The 13805-nt window shown below is 68.1% G+C and carries 18 protein-coding genes; 16 read left to right on the top strand and 2 right to left on the bottom strand.

Going from position 1 to position 13805, the window contains the following annotated elements:
* Positions 1-13 precede the first annotated feature (13 nt).
* Together FZ029_RS28000 and FZ029_RS27995 are read right to left on the bottom strand one after the other, a co-directional pair.
* A complete protein-coding gene (locus FZ029_RS28000; RefSeq protein WP_149272954.1) occupies positions 14-1063 on the bottom strand; it encodes a helix-turn-helix transcriptional regulator in 1050 nt (349 codons plus the stop codon).
* Between the two features lie 187 nt (positions 1064-1250).
* On the bottom strand, positions 1251-1700 hold the full coding sequence (locus FZ029_RS27995; protein WP_149272952.1) for a helix-turn-helix transcriptional regulator: 450 nt from the start codon (positions 1698-1700) through the stop codon (positions 1251-1253).
* Positions 1701-1715: 15 nt separating this feature from the next.
* On the opposite strand from FZ029_RS27995, the gene FZ029_RS27990 reads away from it, so the two are divergent.
* From FZ029_RS27990 to FZ029_RS27915, 16 genes are all read left to right on the top strand, one after another.
* Positions 1716-2117: a hypothetical protein gene (locus tag FZ029_RS27990; protein WP_149272950.1), complete on the top strand. Its 402-nt coding sequence runs from the start codon at positions 1716-1718 to the stop codon at positions 2115-2117.
* Positions 2118-2206: 89 nt separating this feature from the next.
* Positions 2207-2635, top strand: a complete 429-nt coding sequence (locus FZ029_RS27985) for a hypothetical protein (RefSeq protein WP_149272948.1) — start codon at positions 2207-2209, stop codon at positions 2633-2635.
* 3 nt (positions 2636-2638) lie between these two features.
* Positions 2639-3193 carry a metal-dependent phosphohydrolase gene (locus FZ029_RS27980; RefSeq protein WP_149272946.1) on the top strand — a complete coding sequence of 185 codons (555 nt, stop codon included), beginning with the start codon at positions 2639-2641 and terminating at the stop codon, positions 3191-3193.
* Positions 3193-3477, top strand: a complete 285-nt coding sequence (locus tag FZ029_RS27975; protein ID WP_149272944.1) for a hypothetical protein — start codon at positions 3193-3195, stop codon at positions 3475-3477. The genes FZ029_RS27980 and FZ029_RS27975 overlap by 1 nt, the downstream gene beginning before the upstream one ends.
* A complete protein-coding gene (locus tag FZ029_RS27970) occupies positions 3470-3985 on the top strand; it encodes a GNAT family N-acetyltransferase (RefSeq protein ID WP_149272942.1) in 516 nt (171 codons plus the stop codon). The genes FZ029_RS27975 and FZ029_RS27970 overlap by 8 nt, the downstream gene beginning before the upstream one ends.
* 243 nt (positions 3986-4228) lie before the next feature.
* Positions 4229-4657, top strand: coding sequence for a hypothetical protein (locus FZ029_RS27965; RefSeq protein ID WP_149272940.1), 429 nt, complete (start codon positions 4229-4231; stop codon positions 4655-4657).
* Positions 4654-5013 (top strand): hypothetical protein, encoded by a 360-nt coding sequence (locus tag FZ029_RS27960; RefSeq protein ID WP_149272938.1) that lies wholly within the window; start codon positions 4654-4656, stop codon positions 5011-5013. The genes FZ029_RS27965 and FZ029_RS27960 overlap by 4 nt, the downstream gene beginning before the upstream one ends.
* On the top strand, positions 5003-5257 hold the full coding sequence (locus FZ029_RS27955) for a hypothetical protein (protein WP_149272936.1): 255 nt from the start codon (positions 5003-5005) through the stop codon (positions 5255-5257). The genes FZ029_RS27960 and FZ029_RS27955 overlap by 11 nt, the downstream gene beginning before the upstream one ends.
* Positions 5258-5403: 146 nt before the next feature.
* Positions 5404-6246 carry a DNA adenine methylase gene (locus tag FZ029_RS27950; RefSeq protein ID WP_149272934.1) on the top strand — a complete coding sequence of 281 codons (843 nt, stop codon included), beginning with the start codon at positions 5404-5406 and terminating at the stop codon, positions 6244-6246.
* Complete coding sequence (locus FZ029_RS27945) at positions 6246-6908, top strand: MT-A70 family methyltransferase (RefSeq protein ID WP_149272932.1); 663 nt, start codon at positions 6246-6248, stop codon at positions 6906-6908. The genes FZ029_RS27950 and FZ029_RS27945 overlap by 1 nt, the downstream gene beginning before the upstream one ends.
* A complete protein-coding gene (locus FZ029_RS33205; RefSeq protein WP_188052084.1) occupies positions 6908-8185 on the top strand; it encodes a hypothetical protein in 1278 nt (425 codons plus the stop codon). The genes FZ029_RS27945 and FZ029_RS33205 overlap by 1 nt, the downstream gene beginning before the upstream one ends.
* 38 nt (positions 8186-8223) lie before the next feature.
* Positions 8224-8874: a hypothetical protein gene (locus FZ029_RS27935; RefSeq protein ID WP_149272928.1), complete on the top strand. Its 651-nt coding sequence runs from the start codon at positions 8224-8226 to the stop codon at positions 8872-8874.
* Positions 8875-9232: 358 nt separating this feature from the next.
* Positions 9233-9838, top strand: coding sequence for a terminase small subunit (locus FZ029_RS27930; RefSeq protein ID WP_188052083.1), 606 nt, complete (start codon positions 9233-9235; stop codon positions 9836-9838).
* Positions 9813-11975 carry a terminase gpA endonuclease subunit gene (locus tag FZ029_RS27925; RefSeq protein ID WP_149272924.1) on the top strand — a complete coding sequence of 721 codons (2163 nt, stop codon included), beginning with the start codon at positions 9813-9815 and terminating at the stop codon, positions 11973-11975. The genes FZ029_RS27930 and FZ029_RS27925 overlap by 26 nt, the downstream gene beginning before the upstream one ends.
* 1 nt (position 11976) lies before the next feature.
* Positions 11977-12183 carry a hypothetical protein gene (locus FZ029_RS27920; RefSeq protein WP_149272922.1) on the top strand — a complete coding sequence of 69 codons (207 nt, stop codon included), beginning with the start codon at positions 11977-11979 and terminating at the stop codon, positions 12181-12183.
* On the top strand, positions 12180-13802 hold the full coding sequence (locus FZ029_RS27915) for a phage portal protein (RefSeq protein ID WP_149272921.1): 1623 nt from the start codon (positions 12180-12182) through the stop codon (positions 13800-13802). Before FZ029_RS27920 ends, FZ029_RS27915 begins: the two co-directional genes overlap by 4 nt.
* Positions 13803-13805 lie beyond the last annotated feature (3 nt).

The raw sequence follows: 13805 nt of genomic DNA, 5'->3' as shown, positions 1-13805 counted from the left end.
AGATCCTCGCTGGTTAACAGTGAAAAAAGCGCCGGGACACCCCGGCTATCGACGCCACCTGCCCGACGAGCTTCGCGAGCGCGCGTTGGGAGGAGACGCCCATATTCGAACTGAGCTTCTGGTAGACCGCCGCGAGCTGGCGGCGGACGGTGGATTCCTGCCTGCCGGTAGCCTCCGCCACCTCGGCTGGGCTGCCGCCGGAGCCGATGGCGAGGGCCACGCGGCACTCGGCTTGCGACAGGCCAAGGGTGGCCAATGCCTCTACGACACTGGCATCCGGGGCATCGACAGGGGCGAGCAACACCAGGGCCTCGTCGGGCATGGCCGAGCGGGAGATCGACAGCAGCCGCGTCCGCTCGCCGTCGGGGCAGGCCACATAGCGCTGTGCCTGCCCGTCGGTGCTGAGGACGTCCCGCAGGGCGATGGCGAACGACGTTCGCGCAAACGGATCCGGAAGATGCAGGCGCCCATCGTCGACCGCCAGGGCGCGGGCTTCCTGCAATGCCTCGGCGGCGGCATCGTTGCGCCACACGAGGCGGGCGTCCCGGTCTACGAACAACACGCCGACCGGGAGCCGGTTCATCGCAGTGTGCAGGCGGGCGGCGAGCTGCACATGCTGCATCGCCTCCAACAGGTTCAGCGGTTGCGTGCTGTCGAGCAGGCCGTGCATGCGGGGGCTGCGCAGGTCGACGCGCACCTGGGCGCTCCAGCCATCGGGCAGCCGGCGGTGGTGGCAGAGGAGATGGGCGCCGTCGTAGACCTTCTGGAAGTCCAGCGCATCGTTCGCCCGCCGTACCGCCTGGGCCATTGCCAGATACCCTTCCGGCTCGATGCGTAGCGCTTGCGGCGACGTCATGCCGTGTTCCAGCGTTCCCCAAAACACCGACGAGAATGAGTGCGTGCCGGCGCTGAAGTTGGCGAAGGGATAGCGGCGGCGAGCCGCGTCGCTGACGAACGCAATGCGGTCATCCGGCCGAAAAACAATCGTTTCGCCCTCTACGGACGACGACAGGTTGATCAGATCCCGCAGCGGCGCAGGCAGATCGGCGGTCACGGTAAGCACGCGGTTGCTCCATATACGATCAGTGGCGGGATGCGCCACAGCCAGACATGGAGAATGCTTGCATTATTTGATGTATCTGGGGGAGAGCGAAAATGACGCATGGCGCAATTTTTCTTTCACGACATAACTGAGTATGTCGCGAAGGTTGCGCGAACGAATTCCGTGCGTCAGAACGTTATCGGGTCAGCTAAGCTTTGTCGGTGGGAAGGGAGCCGCCGGGAGCCGACTCGTAGGATACGATGTCGTGGGCGAGCTGCTGGAGTTCCGCGCGCGACCGCTGGATAGCGCGGTCGTAGAGGTAGAGCACTGTGCGCGACACCTGTTCGGGCTTGGCCCGGTCCAGCCGGACACCGCCGGATTGGCAAGCGCTGACGAACTCCTCCAGGCATGCCTTCATGATGCCGAGGTCGGCGCCCGTCTGGATCTCGTCCGACAGGTCCAGGCCGCAGGCCGCGAGCAGCTCCGTTTTCCGGACCTGCAGGGTGGTGGCCAGAGTCGCGACCTCGTCCACGCGCAACGCCTGCTTTTCGCCCGCTAGTCGCTGAATGAACGAGCGTTCCCGGCCCAACGCGTGGGCCGCGGTTTCCTGGGTTAATCCCAGAGACTTAAGTCTATCGAGGAGCCATTTGCCGAACATAGCCGGGATCGTGGCTTGACATGGATCGGCATGCCCGCACGAAGTTCGGTCGCTACCGTCTTGCTGTCTGCACGAAATTCGTGCATCGTGCGCGCCATGTGCGAACATCAGTCCCCCACTCCCGCTGAACGCGTCATCGCCAAGCTTGGCGGAACCAAGGTTGTCGCGACCGTGGTGCAACGCGCCCGGCAGAACGTCGAGCGCTGGAAAAAGCCTCGTGCCGAAGGTGGTACGGGCGGACTGGTGCCCGCCCCGCATCAGGTCGAACTGCTGCGTCACGCTCTCGTCACGGGGGCTGACCTCGAGCTGGAAGATTTCTTCCCTGACGACTTGGTGGCCGCCCTGAAAGCCCGTCGGCCTTCCATGGCCGCCTTATCTCACGCCGCCGTCCGCCCCGAAAGTGAGAGAAAACCATGAGCCATTCCAGTTCCGATAACCGAGGTCGCCTGCACCCGCTTGGCGTGTATCTCAGGCTCAAAGCTGAATTCCGGCGACTGTGCGCGGCGGTGGGCAGCTACGAAGCGGCTGCGGCGCTGACCCGCGGCAGCGAGGCCACCCTCCACCGGCACGGCGACCCGGTCCGTGACGACCTGTTCGCCGCCGTCGACATGGTGCTCGATCTGGAGACCGCTGCCGGCAAGCCGTGGGTGACCGCCTTTCTGGCCGAATTCCAGGGCTACCGGTTGGAGCCGATGGCCGGGCGCCGTCCGTCCACTCCCGACGGGCCGGGCATCGGCGTGCTGGTGGTGATGAGGGAGGTCGGGGAGTTCGCCTCGGCCGTCCACGCCATGGAAGCCGACGGCGAGCGCAGCATCACCGAACTCGATCATGCCATCCGCGAGGGACATCAGGCGAAGGAGGCCATCGAGACCAGTCTCGACCTCCTTTTCCGTCTGCGGGCCGAGAAGATGGGTGCTGTGGGGCGGGAGGGCTGACCGATGGCTGCATCCACCACGCCCCATCCCTGGGTTCAGGTCGCTTCCGGCCGGGCCTTCCCTGTCCTCGAGCCGCGCGCCGAGCTGATCGACATCCGCGACATCGCGTCGAGCCTGTCCAAGGTCTGCCGGTTCAACGGTCATTGCCGGACCTTCTACTCGGTTGCGCAGCACAGCGTGCATGTGTCCCAGCTTTGCCCGTCGGAGTACGCCCTGTGGGGTCTGTTGCACGACGCCGCTGAAGCGTACATCGGCGACATCGTCCGGCCGGTGAAGGTGGCGCTGGAAGCCATCGCACCGGGCGTGGTGCGCTCGGTCGAGTCCAACATCGCCCGTGTGATCGGGGAGCGTTACGGGCTGTCCTGGCCGATGCCGCGCGCGGTCCATCACGCCGATGCGGTGGCGCTCGCCACCGAACGGCGCGACCTGATGTCGGCGTGCTCCGACCCGTGGATGCCGCTGCCGGATCCGGACGAGGCGGAGCTTTGCCCGCTGCCCGCGGCGGCTGCCGAGGGTCTGTTTCTCGCGCATTTCCACATGCTGACGAGAGGCCAGTGATGAGCGGCGCGCAGGCCATGAGTCCGGTCGAGGCCGCTTTCGCCAGCCGCCTGAGCCACGATGTCCTGGCGTGTGCCGATGCCGTCGGCATCTCGCCGACCATGCTGTGCATCGTCCTCGGACGGATTGCCGGCTTGGCGGTAAGCGCGGCCTACATCGACGGCCAGGACCGGGTGCGGACGTTCCGGGCGATGGATGAGAGCGCCACCGAGATGGCGCGGGAGTCCGACCGGGTGCGCGACCGCGTCATCGCGGCGGCGGTGATGGAGGGCGGCCATGCGTGACGTTCGCCACCGCCTGCGCTCCCACAACCTGCCCGAACCGGGGCCGGTGACCATCCGCCAGATTTCGTGGCAGGCCGACATCGACGGCGCCGTCAACGTGCTGATCGCCGCCCACAGCAAGGCCGGCTCGATGTCCGACCGCTTCCACCCGAATGTTCTGCGCGCCCGCATGCGCGCCTTCCTAGAACCGGGCCGGCGCGACGCTCCGATGTTCTTCGCGGCCTTCGGCGGCGGGCGGGGGCGCGTCGTCGGCGTGGTGGCCGTCTCGCCGTCCTTCTGCTCCGCCCTGGGCTGGGAGCTGGGCTATCTGGCCGTGGACCCGCTCTGGCAGGGCCTCGGCCTTGCCGGCGTGATGATCGATGAGGCGGTGGCGTTCGTCCTGGCCCAGCGCCCGGCACCGGGCTTCGTCCTGGTGCGGGCGGCGAACCCGGCCATGTTCCAGGCCGCCGGCTTCCAGCCTGTCCATGGGGGCGGCGACACGCCGTCCCTGATGTTGCTGCCCCTGTGAGGCGCCGATGCTGTCGCGCCCTTCTCCCCCTCACCTCCCTGACCTGACAGGGCATTTCTGCCGGACAGACGGGTGCCGGCGCTTCGGCACCCGCGGCTTCGGGCCGCCGAAGGCGACTATCGGGGCGCCAGCGGTCCGCTGGTACTGCCAGAAGCATGAGGGCGAGGGGCGGGCGTGGTGGAGCGGCGGAGAAGCCGGGGAAACCGCGGCGGATGCGACCATCCAGCAAGGGAGTCTGTTCTGATGCGCGCTCTGACCGTGCTGCAACCTTGGGCAAGCCTCATCATCATCGGGGCGAAACCCTATGAATTCCGCGTTTGGCCGTTGCGGGTTGTCGCCGGGGAGCGCTGGGCCGTCCATGCCGGCGCGAAGGTACCGTCCCGCGCCGAGCTGGCGCGCATCGTCACCGCGCTCTATCGCGGCGAGACTGACGGCATGGACCCGGACATCGCCCTGCCGCTGCTGGAGCAGGCACTGGACGGTGTCGCCGTTCTGCCGTTGGGGGCGGTGCTCGGCACCGTCCTCGGCGGCCAGCCGGTGCCGGCATCGTCCCTCTTCGACGGTGTCGACCCCGAGGTCTGGGCCAACCCGGTCAGTGCGCCGATCCCGCTTCCCCAGCCGGTTCCGGCCAAGGGAAAGCAGGGCTGGTGGCGCTGGGAGGCGGCGCCATGAGCCACGAACAGAACCTGGAACTGATGATGGCGGTCAACGCCATCCTGCTGCCGTCCAGGCAACAGCGGCTGCCGGACCTCGGGCGTTTGCGGCGCGCGGTCGCTGCCGTGAATGACAGCGAGGCGCTGTCTCCCGAACTGGCGGCGCTGCACCACGAGGCGACCCTTTACCTCGCCGGCACGGGATGCCTCGACGCCTTGCGGAATGCCCTGTCCCGGTACGTCGCGCTGGTGCGACAGGACGACGCCGTTATCGGCCGGGTGCGCAGCTTCCGGCCCGGCCGCTTCCCCCAGCGGGCCTGGATGACCGGCGTCGTCGCCAGTGCGCGGGCATTGGAGGGCGGCGATGCGCAGTGACGAGGCGCGGTTCGCCGCCTTCTGCCTGATGGAGATGTCGGGGCTGCCGGTCGGGCAGATGTGGGCGGCGATGGCGCCGTACCTGTCGCGCCGGCAGGCCCGGCGCCGGCCGACCTGGTCGGCGGTTCACGAGCGCCTGACCGACCTCATCCTGTGCAGCGTCGAAGCGCCGGAGCACCAGGATCCCCAGACCGTCCTGCTGATTTTCCAGGGAGGGATGGCATGCCGCGCCCTCACGCTGTGACGAACGTCGTTCGCAGGTTCCCCCTCGCCGTGGCGGCGGGGGGCCGGGGCGTTGGAGCGCCCCAAACCGCGGGGTTGTGGCCCGCACGTCCGAAGACGTCCCCTCCACCGCTCGCGCGGCGAGGGGGAACAGATCAGAGTTCACCCATGTCGTCAAATCGTTACGTGAGGCCCGTCAGCCCGGTGGTGGCCTACATCGGCGGCAAGCGCAAGCTCACGCCCAAGATCCTGCCGTGGATCGAGGCGTGCGACCATGCGTGTTACGTCGAACCGTTCGTGGGAATGGGCGGCGTGTTCCTGCAACGGAGGCTGGCGCCTCCGGTCGAGGTCATCAACGACCTGGGCAAGGACGTGGCCACCTTCTTCCGCGTGCTTCAGCGCCATTACGTCGCCTTCACCGAGATGATCCGCTACCAGATCACCTCGCGGGCCGAGTTCGAGCGCCTCTCGCTGACCGATCCGGCCACGCTGACGGACCTGGAGCGCTCCGCCCGCTTCCTGTACCTGCAGGCGTGCGCCTTCGGCGGCAAGGCGTCGGGGCGCAGCTTCGGGGTGTCGGCCACGGGATTCCATGGCTTCGACTTCACCCGGTTGAACCCCCTGCTGGAAGCGGTCCACGACCGCTTGGCGGGCGTGGTGATCGAGAACCTCAGCTATTCCGAAGTCATCGTCCGGTACGACGGCGTCGGGACGCTCTACTACCTCGACCCGCCTTACTACGAATCCGAAACCGACTATGGCCGTGGCCTGTTCAGCCGAGACGACTTCGCCCGGCTCGCGGAGCAACTCGCCGGCATCAAGGGACGCTTCATCCTGAGCCTCAACGATCATCCGGCAGTCCGCGACATCTTTGGAGCGTTTCAGACCGTGGAACTTCCCCATACCTACACCATCGCCCGCGACGATGCGAAGGCGGTAACGGAGTTACTCTTCATCGGTCCGCCTGGACGAGAGTGGCACCCCGACCGTGTACAGGGGGCGTTGCTTTGATGTCCGTCGCCCCGGCCTCCTCTCTGCTGCGCAACTGGCCGTTCCCCGGCATCATTCCGGGGACGGCCAGCGTGATCTATGCGGATCCCGCTTGGCCGTTCGAGAATTACAGCCGCCTCGGTGAGGGGCGCGGGGCGACCCGTCACTATCCGACCATGTCGATGGACGAGCTGCGCAAGCTGCCGGTGGGCGAGATCGCCGCACCCGACTGCGCCCTGTTCCTGTGGGTCGTCAAATCGCTGCTGCCGGAGGCCCTCGGCCTCATCGACGCCTGGGGGTTCCGCTACAAGACGGTGGCGTTCACCTGGATCAAGACGAGGCCAAGCGGGAAAGAGTTCATCAACAACGGCTTTTGGGTGCGCGGCAATCCCGAGATGGTGTTCCTGGCCACGCGGGGCCGTCCGCGGCGCCAGTCGCGCGCGGTGCGGGAGCTGGTCGAGGACCCATGTGATTGGTTCGCCGACGGCCCGGACGCGATTTACGCCCATGCCCGCGAGCACAGCCGTAAGCCCGATGAGGTCCGGACGCGCATCGAGCAACTGATGCAGCCGGGCGCGCCCGGCCGCGATGCCAAGGTGGAGCTGTTCGCGCGGCAGGTCGCGCCGGGATGGCTCGCCTGGGGCAACCAGACCAACAAATTCACGCCGCACGGAGGGGTCTGATGACCGCCACCGCCATCGCCAGCACCAGCGCACCGCCGCGCCCGTCCATCGGCGCCCTGAAGGGCCGAATGCGGCTGATGCTGGACCTCTGCCCCGGCCTCACCGAACGCGAGCGGCGTGTCGGGCACCTGATGCTCAACAACACGCACGCCGTCACCTATGAGGTTTCCGGCGAACTGGTGACGTGGCTCGGGGTGCCGTCCCTGGCTGAGTCCATTCTCTTCAGCGAAGAGGACGAGGGGGAGGGGAAGTTGGACCCCGATGAGCGCCTGAAGCGCCTCAAGAGCATCGTGCGCAGCGTCAAGCGGGCACGGGCAAGGCTGCAAGAGGTCGGCGTCCTGGTGCTGGTGGAGAAGGGCGGGCGCGGCCAGAAGAGCACCAGCCGCTTCCTGTTCAGCGTGCCGCGGTTGGACCGCTTCGAGCGGGACGCCCTGCGCGCCGGCATCCTGCAGCGCTTCGGTGCCGGCGACGATGACGAGGCTGTCACCCTAGGCTGGGAGAGTGACACCAGCGCCACCCTGGACCGGGATGGTGCCGGGGCGGTTCAGGGTGACACGGCGCCGCAGAGTGACGCTGCCGCCACCCTGTCCGCGAACGGCGTTCGCCAGAGTGACCGCCACGCCACCCAAGCGGGCGCGGCGCCTGTGGAAAAGGCCCGGCGGCCTGTGGATATCCCCGTGGCGGAGCGCCGAGGGACGGTCGTTAGGGTGACAGCCGTCGGCGGTAAGGGTGACAGCGGCGGCGGCGCCAGGGTGACTGGAGCGCCCCCCGAACCTGAATCTAACCAGACTCAACCCGGTCGCGTGCGAGGCGGCGGACGAACCGTCGACCGCCGGCAGCGGGAGATGCCCCTCATGCGTCCCATGCGCGGTGGGCTTGCCGGGGCGGTCGATGCGGCCCAGGGCGCGGCCGAGGCGAAGCGGGATGCGCGGGGTGATCGCCGGCATGAGGCGGTGATGCACCGTGCGACTGCTGTGCTCGGCGGGGATCAACGGACGTCGTCGCTCGCCGTCTCAACCCTGCGGCCGGATGTGATTGAGCGCATGCGGCGGGGGTGGACGCCCAGCGACGAAGAGTTCCAGGCCCTGCTCGATGAGAGCCTCGCGTCCTTGCGGGGCGCCGGCCTCATCGCAGACGTGCCGGCGGCGGGCGGGGCGGACGGGATTGCGGCGCTGCGAGGCGAGATGCGCGCGCTTCAGGATCAGGTCGGGACGCTGGCCCGGCTGGTGGAGACGGTGTTGCGGACGGGCGGCGGCGCCCTGGCTGCCGTCGGATGAGGAACGGGATGCAGGGGACAGTGGCGGAGGGCAGCAGCATGACGATGACGGCGAACGATGTGAAGGCGGCGGGCATGCCGGTGTGGATGCAGATCGAAGAGGTCTGCCGGGCGGCGGTCGGGGTCGGCATCGGCCGGAAGGCTGTGGCCGGGCTGGCGGCTGTGCTGCGGCAGGCTGGCGAAGCCGGGGCGCCCGAGGGGCTGGCGGAGCGGCTGGCCGACTTGGTGCTGCCGCCGCGTGCCGAGACCGGCAGCGAGGCAACCTGGATCACCCTGATGCGGACCAGCGGCAAGGTGACGGAGGATGAGCTGCGGGCGGCACGGGAGATCCTCTATGTGATGCGGCTGCGCATCGAGGTCAGCGGTGGCGCCATCCGGGCCGTCGACCCGTCCCGCCTCGTCGTCGATGGCGGTGCGCTGCCCGGCGCCCGGCTGGCCGGCATGCCGCTCGATCCGGCGGTGGAGCGCTTCGACCGGTGGGTGGAAGAGGTCAGGCGGCTGGATATGAAGCAGCGCATCGTGCGCGGGCGGAAGGACAAGGTCTCGCTGCTCGGTCTCGTCCAGCGTGTGCTGGTCTGCGGCGATGGGCCGAACGGGATCGACAAGGACATCGGCGTGCGCAACGGCCGGTGCGGAGAAGTGGTGCGGCGCGAGCTGAAGAGGTACGCCGAATTGAACTTCCGACCTTGACGGGTGGGGAAGCAAGGGGTAGCTTCCCGGTCAAGATGTAGTACTGCGCCCGGAGGGATATGGTCCCTGCCGGGCGTTTGCTTTTCACCCCCATGCCCATCCTCCTCACCACCTCCGAGGGCGCTTCCGAGCGCCACCTCGTCCGGGTCGGCGGCCCCCAGGCCCCCGCCCCGATGCGCAACAATGTTGCGATTTGTTTCAGGGGTGAGGCGGGTAATAATATTTCTCGGGTCCTTCCCCCGCCCCCCCCTACCACGGGTGCCGCGCGCCCGCGGTTGTCGCGTCGGGCGAAGTAACTGATTTTGCGTTGTTTTCTTCTTTTTCTTGTTGTCGATCGATGAGCGGGCTGGCGTTTGACATGGTGGATCGGATGGGCAGCGAGGCCCAATCGGTCCTGGTCAACAAGAAGGAGCTGGCGAAGCGGCTGCGCTGCTCGCTGCCCACGCTCGACCGGGTCATCGAACGTTATCCGGACTTCCCGATTGCCCAGCCGGGATCGAACGGCCGGCAGTACCTGTTCGACGCCGCGGTGGTCGTGGCCTACATCCGCGAGCAGCAGGAACGGGAGAAGGCCGAGGCGGCGCGGCGCGACACGCTGCTCGACCAACTCGTGCTGCCGCTGGTCGCCGCCGACGATCAGCCGGACGCGCCCGACGGCCGACTGTCGCCAACCCAGCGGTTGCAGCTCGCCCGCGCCCACCGCGAAGAGCGCAAGCTCGCCTCGGATGCCGGCCTTCTCACACCGACCCCGCGTGTTCAGGCGGCCCTGGCCGAGACGCTGGGCGGCCTCGCGCGCTTCCTGGATGGCCTGCCCCAGACGCTGGGCCGCCGCTACAACCTGCCGGAAGTCGTCGTCACCGCCATGAAGCGGGATCTGGACGAGCAACGCCGGCAGCTTGTCACCGACCTGAAGAAGAAGCTCCAGCCGGAGCAGACGCATGGGCGCCCAGACACCCTGGTTTGAGTGCTACGCCGACGCGAGCGGCCTGTTCGCCGACGCGCTCGACGCTCTGCTGCCGGCCGATGTCATGTCGGTTGCCGACTATGCGGCGGAGCGTCGCTTCCTCGCCAACGCGGGCGGCGGCTATGTCGGGCGCTGGAACCACGACGTGGCTCCCTACCTCGTCGGCCCGATGGAGGCCCTGACCGACCGGCTGTACGACACCACCGCCATCGTCGGCCCCGGCCAGTGCGGCAAGACGGCCATCGCCGAGAACTGGTTCCTTCAGGCCGTCGGCTGCGACCAAGCCAGCATGCTCTGGTACATGCCGACCGACGTGTTGCGCGACGCCTACGTGAAGGACCGCATCGATCCGATGATCGAGTCCCACGAGGAACTCAAGGGCAAGCTCGGCACCCGCGCGACCGACGATTCCCTGCGCTACAAGCGGTTCGGCGGCATGTCAGTGCAATGGCTGGCCGCCAACCGCTCTAACCTCATCTCGAAGTCGGCGCCACGTATCATCGGCGACGAAATCGACGCCTACGAGGAATCGCTGGGCGATGTGAAGGCCCTGTTCGACGTCCGCCGGCAGACCTATGGCGACGCCTCGATGCTGCTGGCGATGAGCCACTGCGACCGCGCGACCGGGCTGAACCCCGACAAGCACTGGCTCGCCGGCATCATGGCCATATACGCCGACAGCACTCGCTGCACCTGGTGGTGGCCCTGCCCGCGCTGTGGCGCCTTCACCTCGCCGAACCCCGGCACGCTGCGCCACATGGCTCTCGTCTATGACGACGGCGAGGGGGTCTCCCTCGATGCCGTCGAAGAGTCCGCCCGTCTGCGTTGTCCCGCCTGCACCGGGGAGATCAAGGACAGCGAGCGTTCAGCGATGAATGCCCAGGCGAAGTGGGTCGGGCTTGGCCAGGAGATCGACGTGGACGGCCGGGTTACGGGCGAGCTGGTGCGTCGGCGCACCGCCGGCTTCTGGATCGTCGGCGTGATGTCCCCCTTCCTGAAGAACGGCATCGGCGGCCTTGCCCGCGCCCTGGTCAAGGCCGAGCGCGAGGCCAACGAGACCGGCGAGGACGCGACGGTCAAGGAAGTGACCGTGAAACAGGTGGGCGTGCCCTACCAGCGCAAGCGGAAAACCGGATCCGTCAACGCCGATGCCCTCGCCGAACGGTGCGAGGGCTACGAGCTGCGCACCGTGCCGCCCGGTGTCCTCTGCCTGTTCGCCGCGGTGGACATCCAGAAGACCTATTACGACGTGCTTGTTCGCGGCTTCGGGCTGGAGCGCGAAAGCTGGATCATCGACCGGTTCCGCATCGCCAGCACGGACGAGAATGAGCCGGTGGTGCCGGCCTCCTATCCCGAGCATTGGGACATCTTGGTGCCCCGCGTCCTGCGCCGCTCCTACCCGCTGGCCGACAACTCCGGCCGGCGCATGATGATCCGCGCCATGGGGTACGACACCAATGGTGTGGCCGGTGTCACCGAGCAGGCGGCCGAGGCTTGGCGCCGCTGGAAAGCGCGCGAGATCGTCCGCCGGCATGGCGTCGGCCCGCACGGTGACCTCTACAACGTGCTGCCGCTGAAGGGCCTGTCGCAGAAGACGGCGCCGAAGCTGACCATCGCCTATCCCGATGGCCGCCCGCGTGCCGACCGGCCGAGCGCATGGTGGGGCGCACCGCTGGGCGAGTTCAACCCGAACCTCTTCAAAGACGAGGTGTCGTCCAGCCTCAACCGCGTCGAACCCGGCCCCGGATACATCCATTTCAGCACCGGTCTGCGCGCGGCCGAGCCGCCGCACCCCTTCTTCGAGGAGCTGGTGGCCGAGCAGCCGCGCAAGGACGGCACCTGGGCGCCGATCCGCGAGGGCATGCGCAACGAGACGCTGGACCTGATGGTGATGAGTGGCGCGGTGGCTCGGGCATGGGGCGTCCATCGCCTGGATCCGGCCAGCCTGCCGGGCTGGGCGCAGCCGTGGGACAGCAACAGCCTCGTCGTCGCCATGACGGAAGACGGCGAGGTGCTCGATGGCGGCGAACGCCGTTCGCCAGCCGCATCGCCTGCCGGCGTGCCCGCCAAGGCGTCGGAGGAATCCCGCGGCGGCTTCCTCGGCGGGCGCCGCAAGAACTGGATCGGGAGGCGCTAAGATGTCCCAGGATTTTACCCCAGAGCATCTGGCGGCGCTGACCAAGGCGCTGTCACGCGGGCTGAGGCGCGTCGAGCACAAAGGCAAGGTGTTCGAGTACCAGAGCCTGAAGGAGATGCTGGATCTGCGCGACCGCATGATCCGCGAGTTGAACGCCCAATCCGAGCCGCGGGTGATGACCCGCCGCACGCTGCCGGTGCGCTCGTGAGCATCTCGACCCTGTTCGACCGGTTCGTCGGCTACATCAGCCCGGAAGCCGGACTGAACCGGCTGCGCGCCCGCGTGGCCGCCGACATGTTCGCCCGCCAGTACGAGGCCGCGCGCCCCAACCGCAACACCAGCGACTGGCGCCGTCCGTCCACCTCGGCCCAGATCGAGGTGGGGCAGGCGCTGTCCATCCTGCGCAACTCGGCGCGTGAGATGGTGCGGAACAATCCGCACCTCAAGAAGGCCGTCGGCGACCTCGCCGACCTGACCATCGGTACCGGGCTGGTGCCCCGGCCGAAAACCGGAGATCCGGCGCTCAACAAGCGCCTGCTGTCGCTGTGGAGCCGTTCCGTGCGCACCATGGACATCGAGGGCGTGCATTCCGCCTACGGCCTGCAGCGCGTCGTGGCGAAAGCGCTGTGGGAGTCGGGAGAGGTGTTCGGGCGCCGCATGTTCCGCCGGATCGATGACGGCTTGGCCGTGCCGCTCCAGTATCAGGTATTCGAGGGTGACTTCTGCGACCACACCTTGACCAAGCCGCTCGCCGCCGGCCGGATCGTCCAGGGCGTCCAGTTCGACGCGCGCGGCGCCCGCCGGGCCTACCATATGTTCGGCGACCATCCCGGCAACGGCTGGGCGCAGACATTCGGCGCCGGCCGGAACACCGCCGCGGTGCCGGCGAGCGAGATCCGGCACGTCTTCGAGGCGCTGCGCCCCGGTCAGGTGCGAGGCGTGCCGCCGTTCCACGCCTCGATGCTGACCGCCCGCAACCTCGAATCCACTGACGATGCCAAGGATCTGCGCACCCGCCTGGAAGCGTGCCTCACCCTGGTTGTGAGCGGCGCCGATGTCGGACCGAGCGGAACCTCGAACGAGACGCTCGGCCCCATTGTGCGCGACGCCAACGGCGACCCGGTGGAGCAGATCGAGCCGGGTCTCGTCGCCTACATGCGCGGCGGCCAGAACGTGCATGTCGTCCAGCCCTCGACCATCGGCGGCTACACCGACTATCGGGTGTCGCGGCTGCAATCCATCGCGGCCGGCGCCCGCGTCACCTACGAGGTGATCAGCTCCGACCTGTCGCGGGTGAATTACAGCTCCTACCGCGCCGGCATGAACCTGATGTGGCGGATGATCGAGGCCATTCAGCACCTGGTCATCATCCCGATGTACTGCGAGCCGCAATGGGCCGATTTCGTCGAGGCGTGCATCCTGACCCGTCAGGTGCCCTACGACACCCCCATCGACGTCGAGTTCACCGCTCCCAGCGCCCCCAGCATCGACCCGGTGAAGGACGCGATGGCGGACCTCCTCGAAACCCGCGCAGGGTTCAAGTCGCTGTTCGAGGCCATCGCCGCCCGCGGCTACGACCCGCACGTCGTCATCGAGGAAATCAAGGAAGTTGCCGGCCTGCTGGACCGGATGGAACTCGTCCTCGACAGCGACGCCCGCAAGGTGTCGCGCACCGGCATCATGCAGGACGCCTCCAAGCTGGCGGCGCCGGCCGACCGGGCGCTGCCGACGGACACCGACGCCGACGCCGTCATTCGCCAGCTCATCGGCGACCCCGACCTGCGCGAGCGTGTGCTCGCCATGCTTCCCCACACCGCTGACCAGTAACGG

The sequence above is a fragment of the Azospirillum sp. Sh1 genome, assembly GCF_008365135.1.
Lineage (GTDB): Bacteria > Pseudomonadota > Alphaproteobacteria > Azospirillales > Azospirillaceae > Azospirillum > Azospirillum oryzae.
This window is presented reverse-complemented; position numbering and strand designations above follow the sequence as displayed.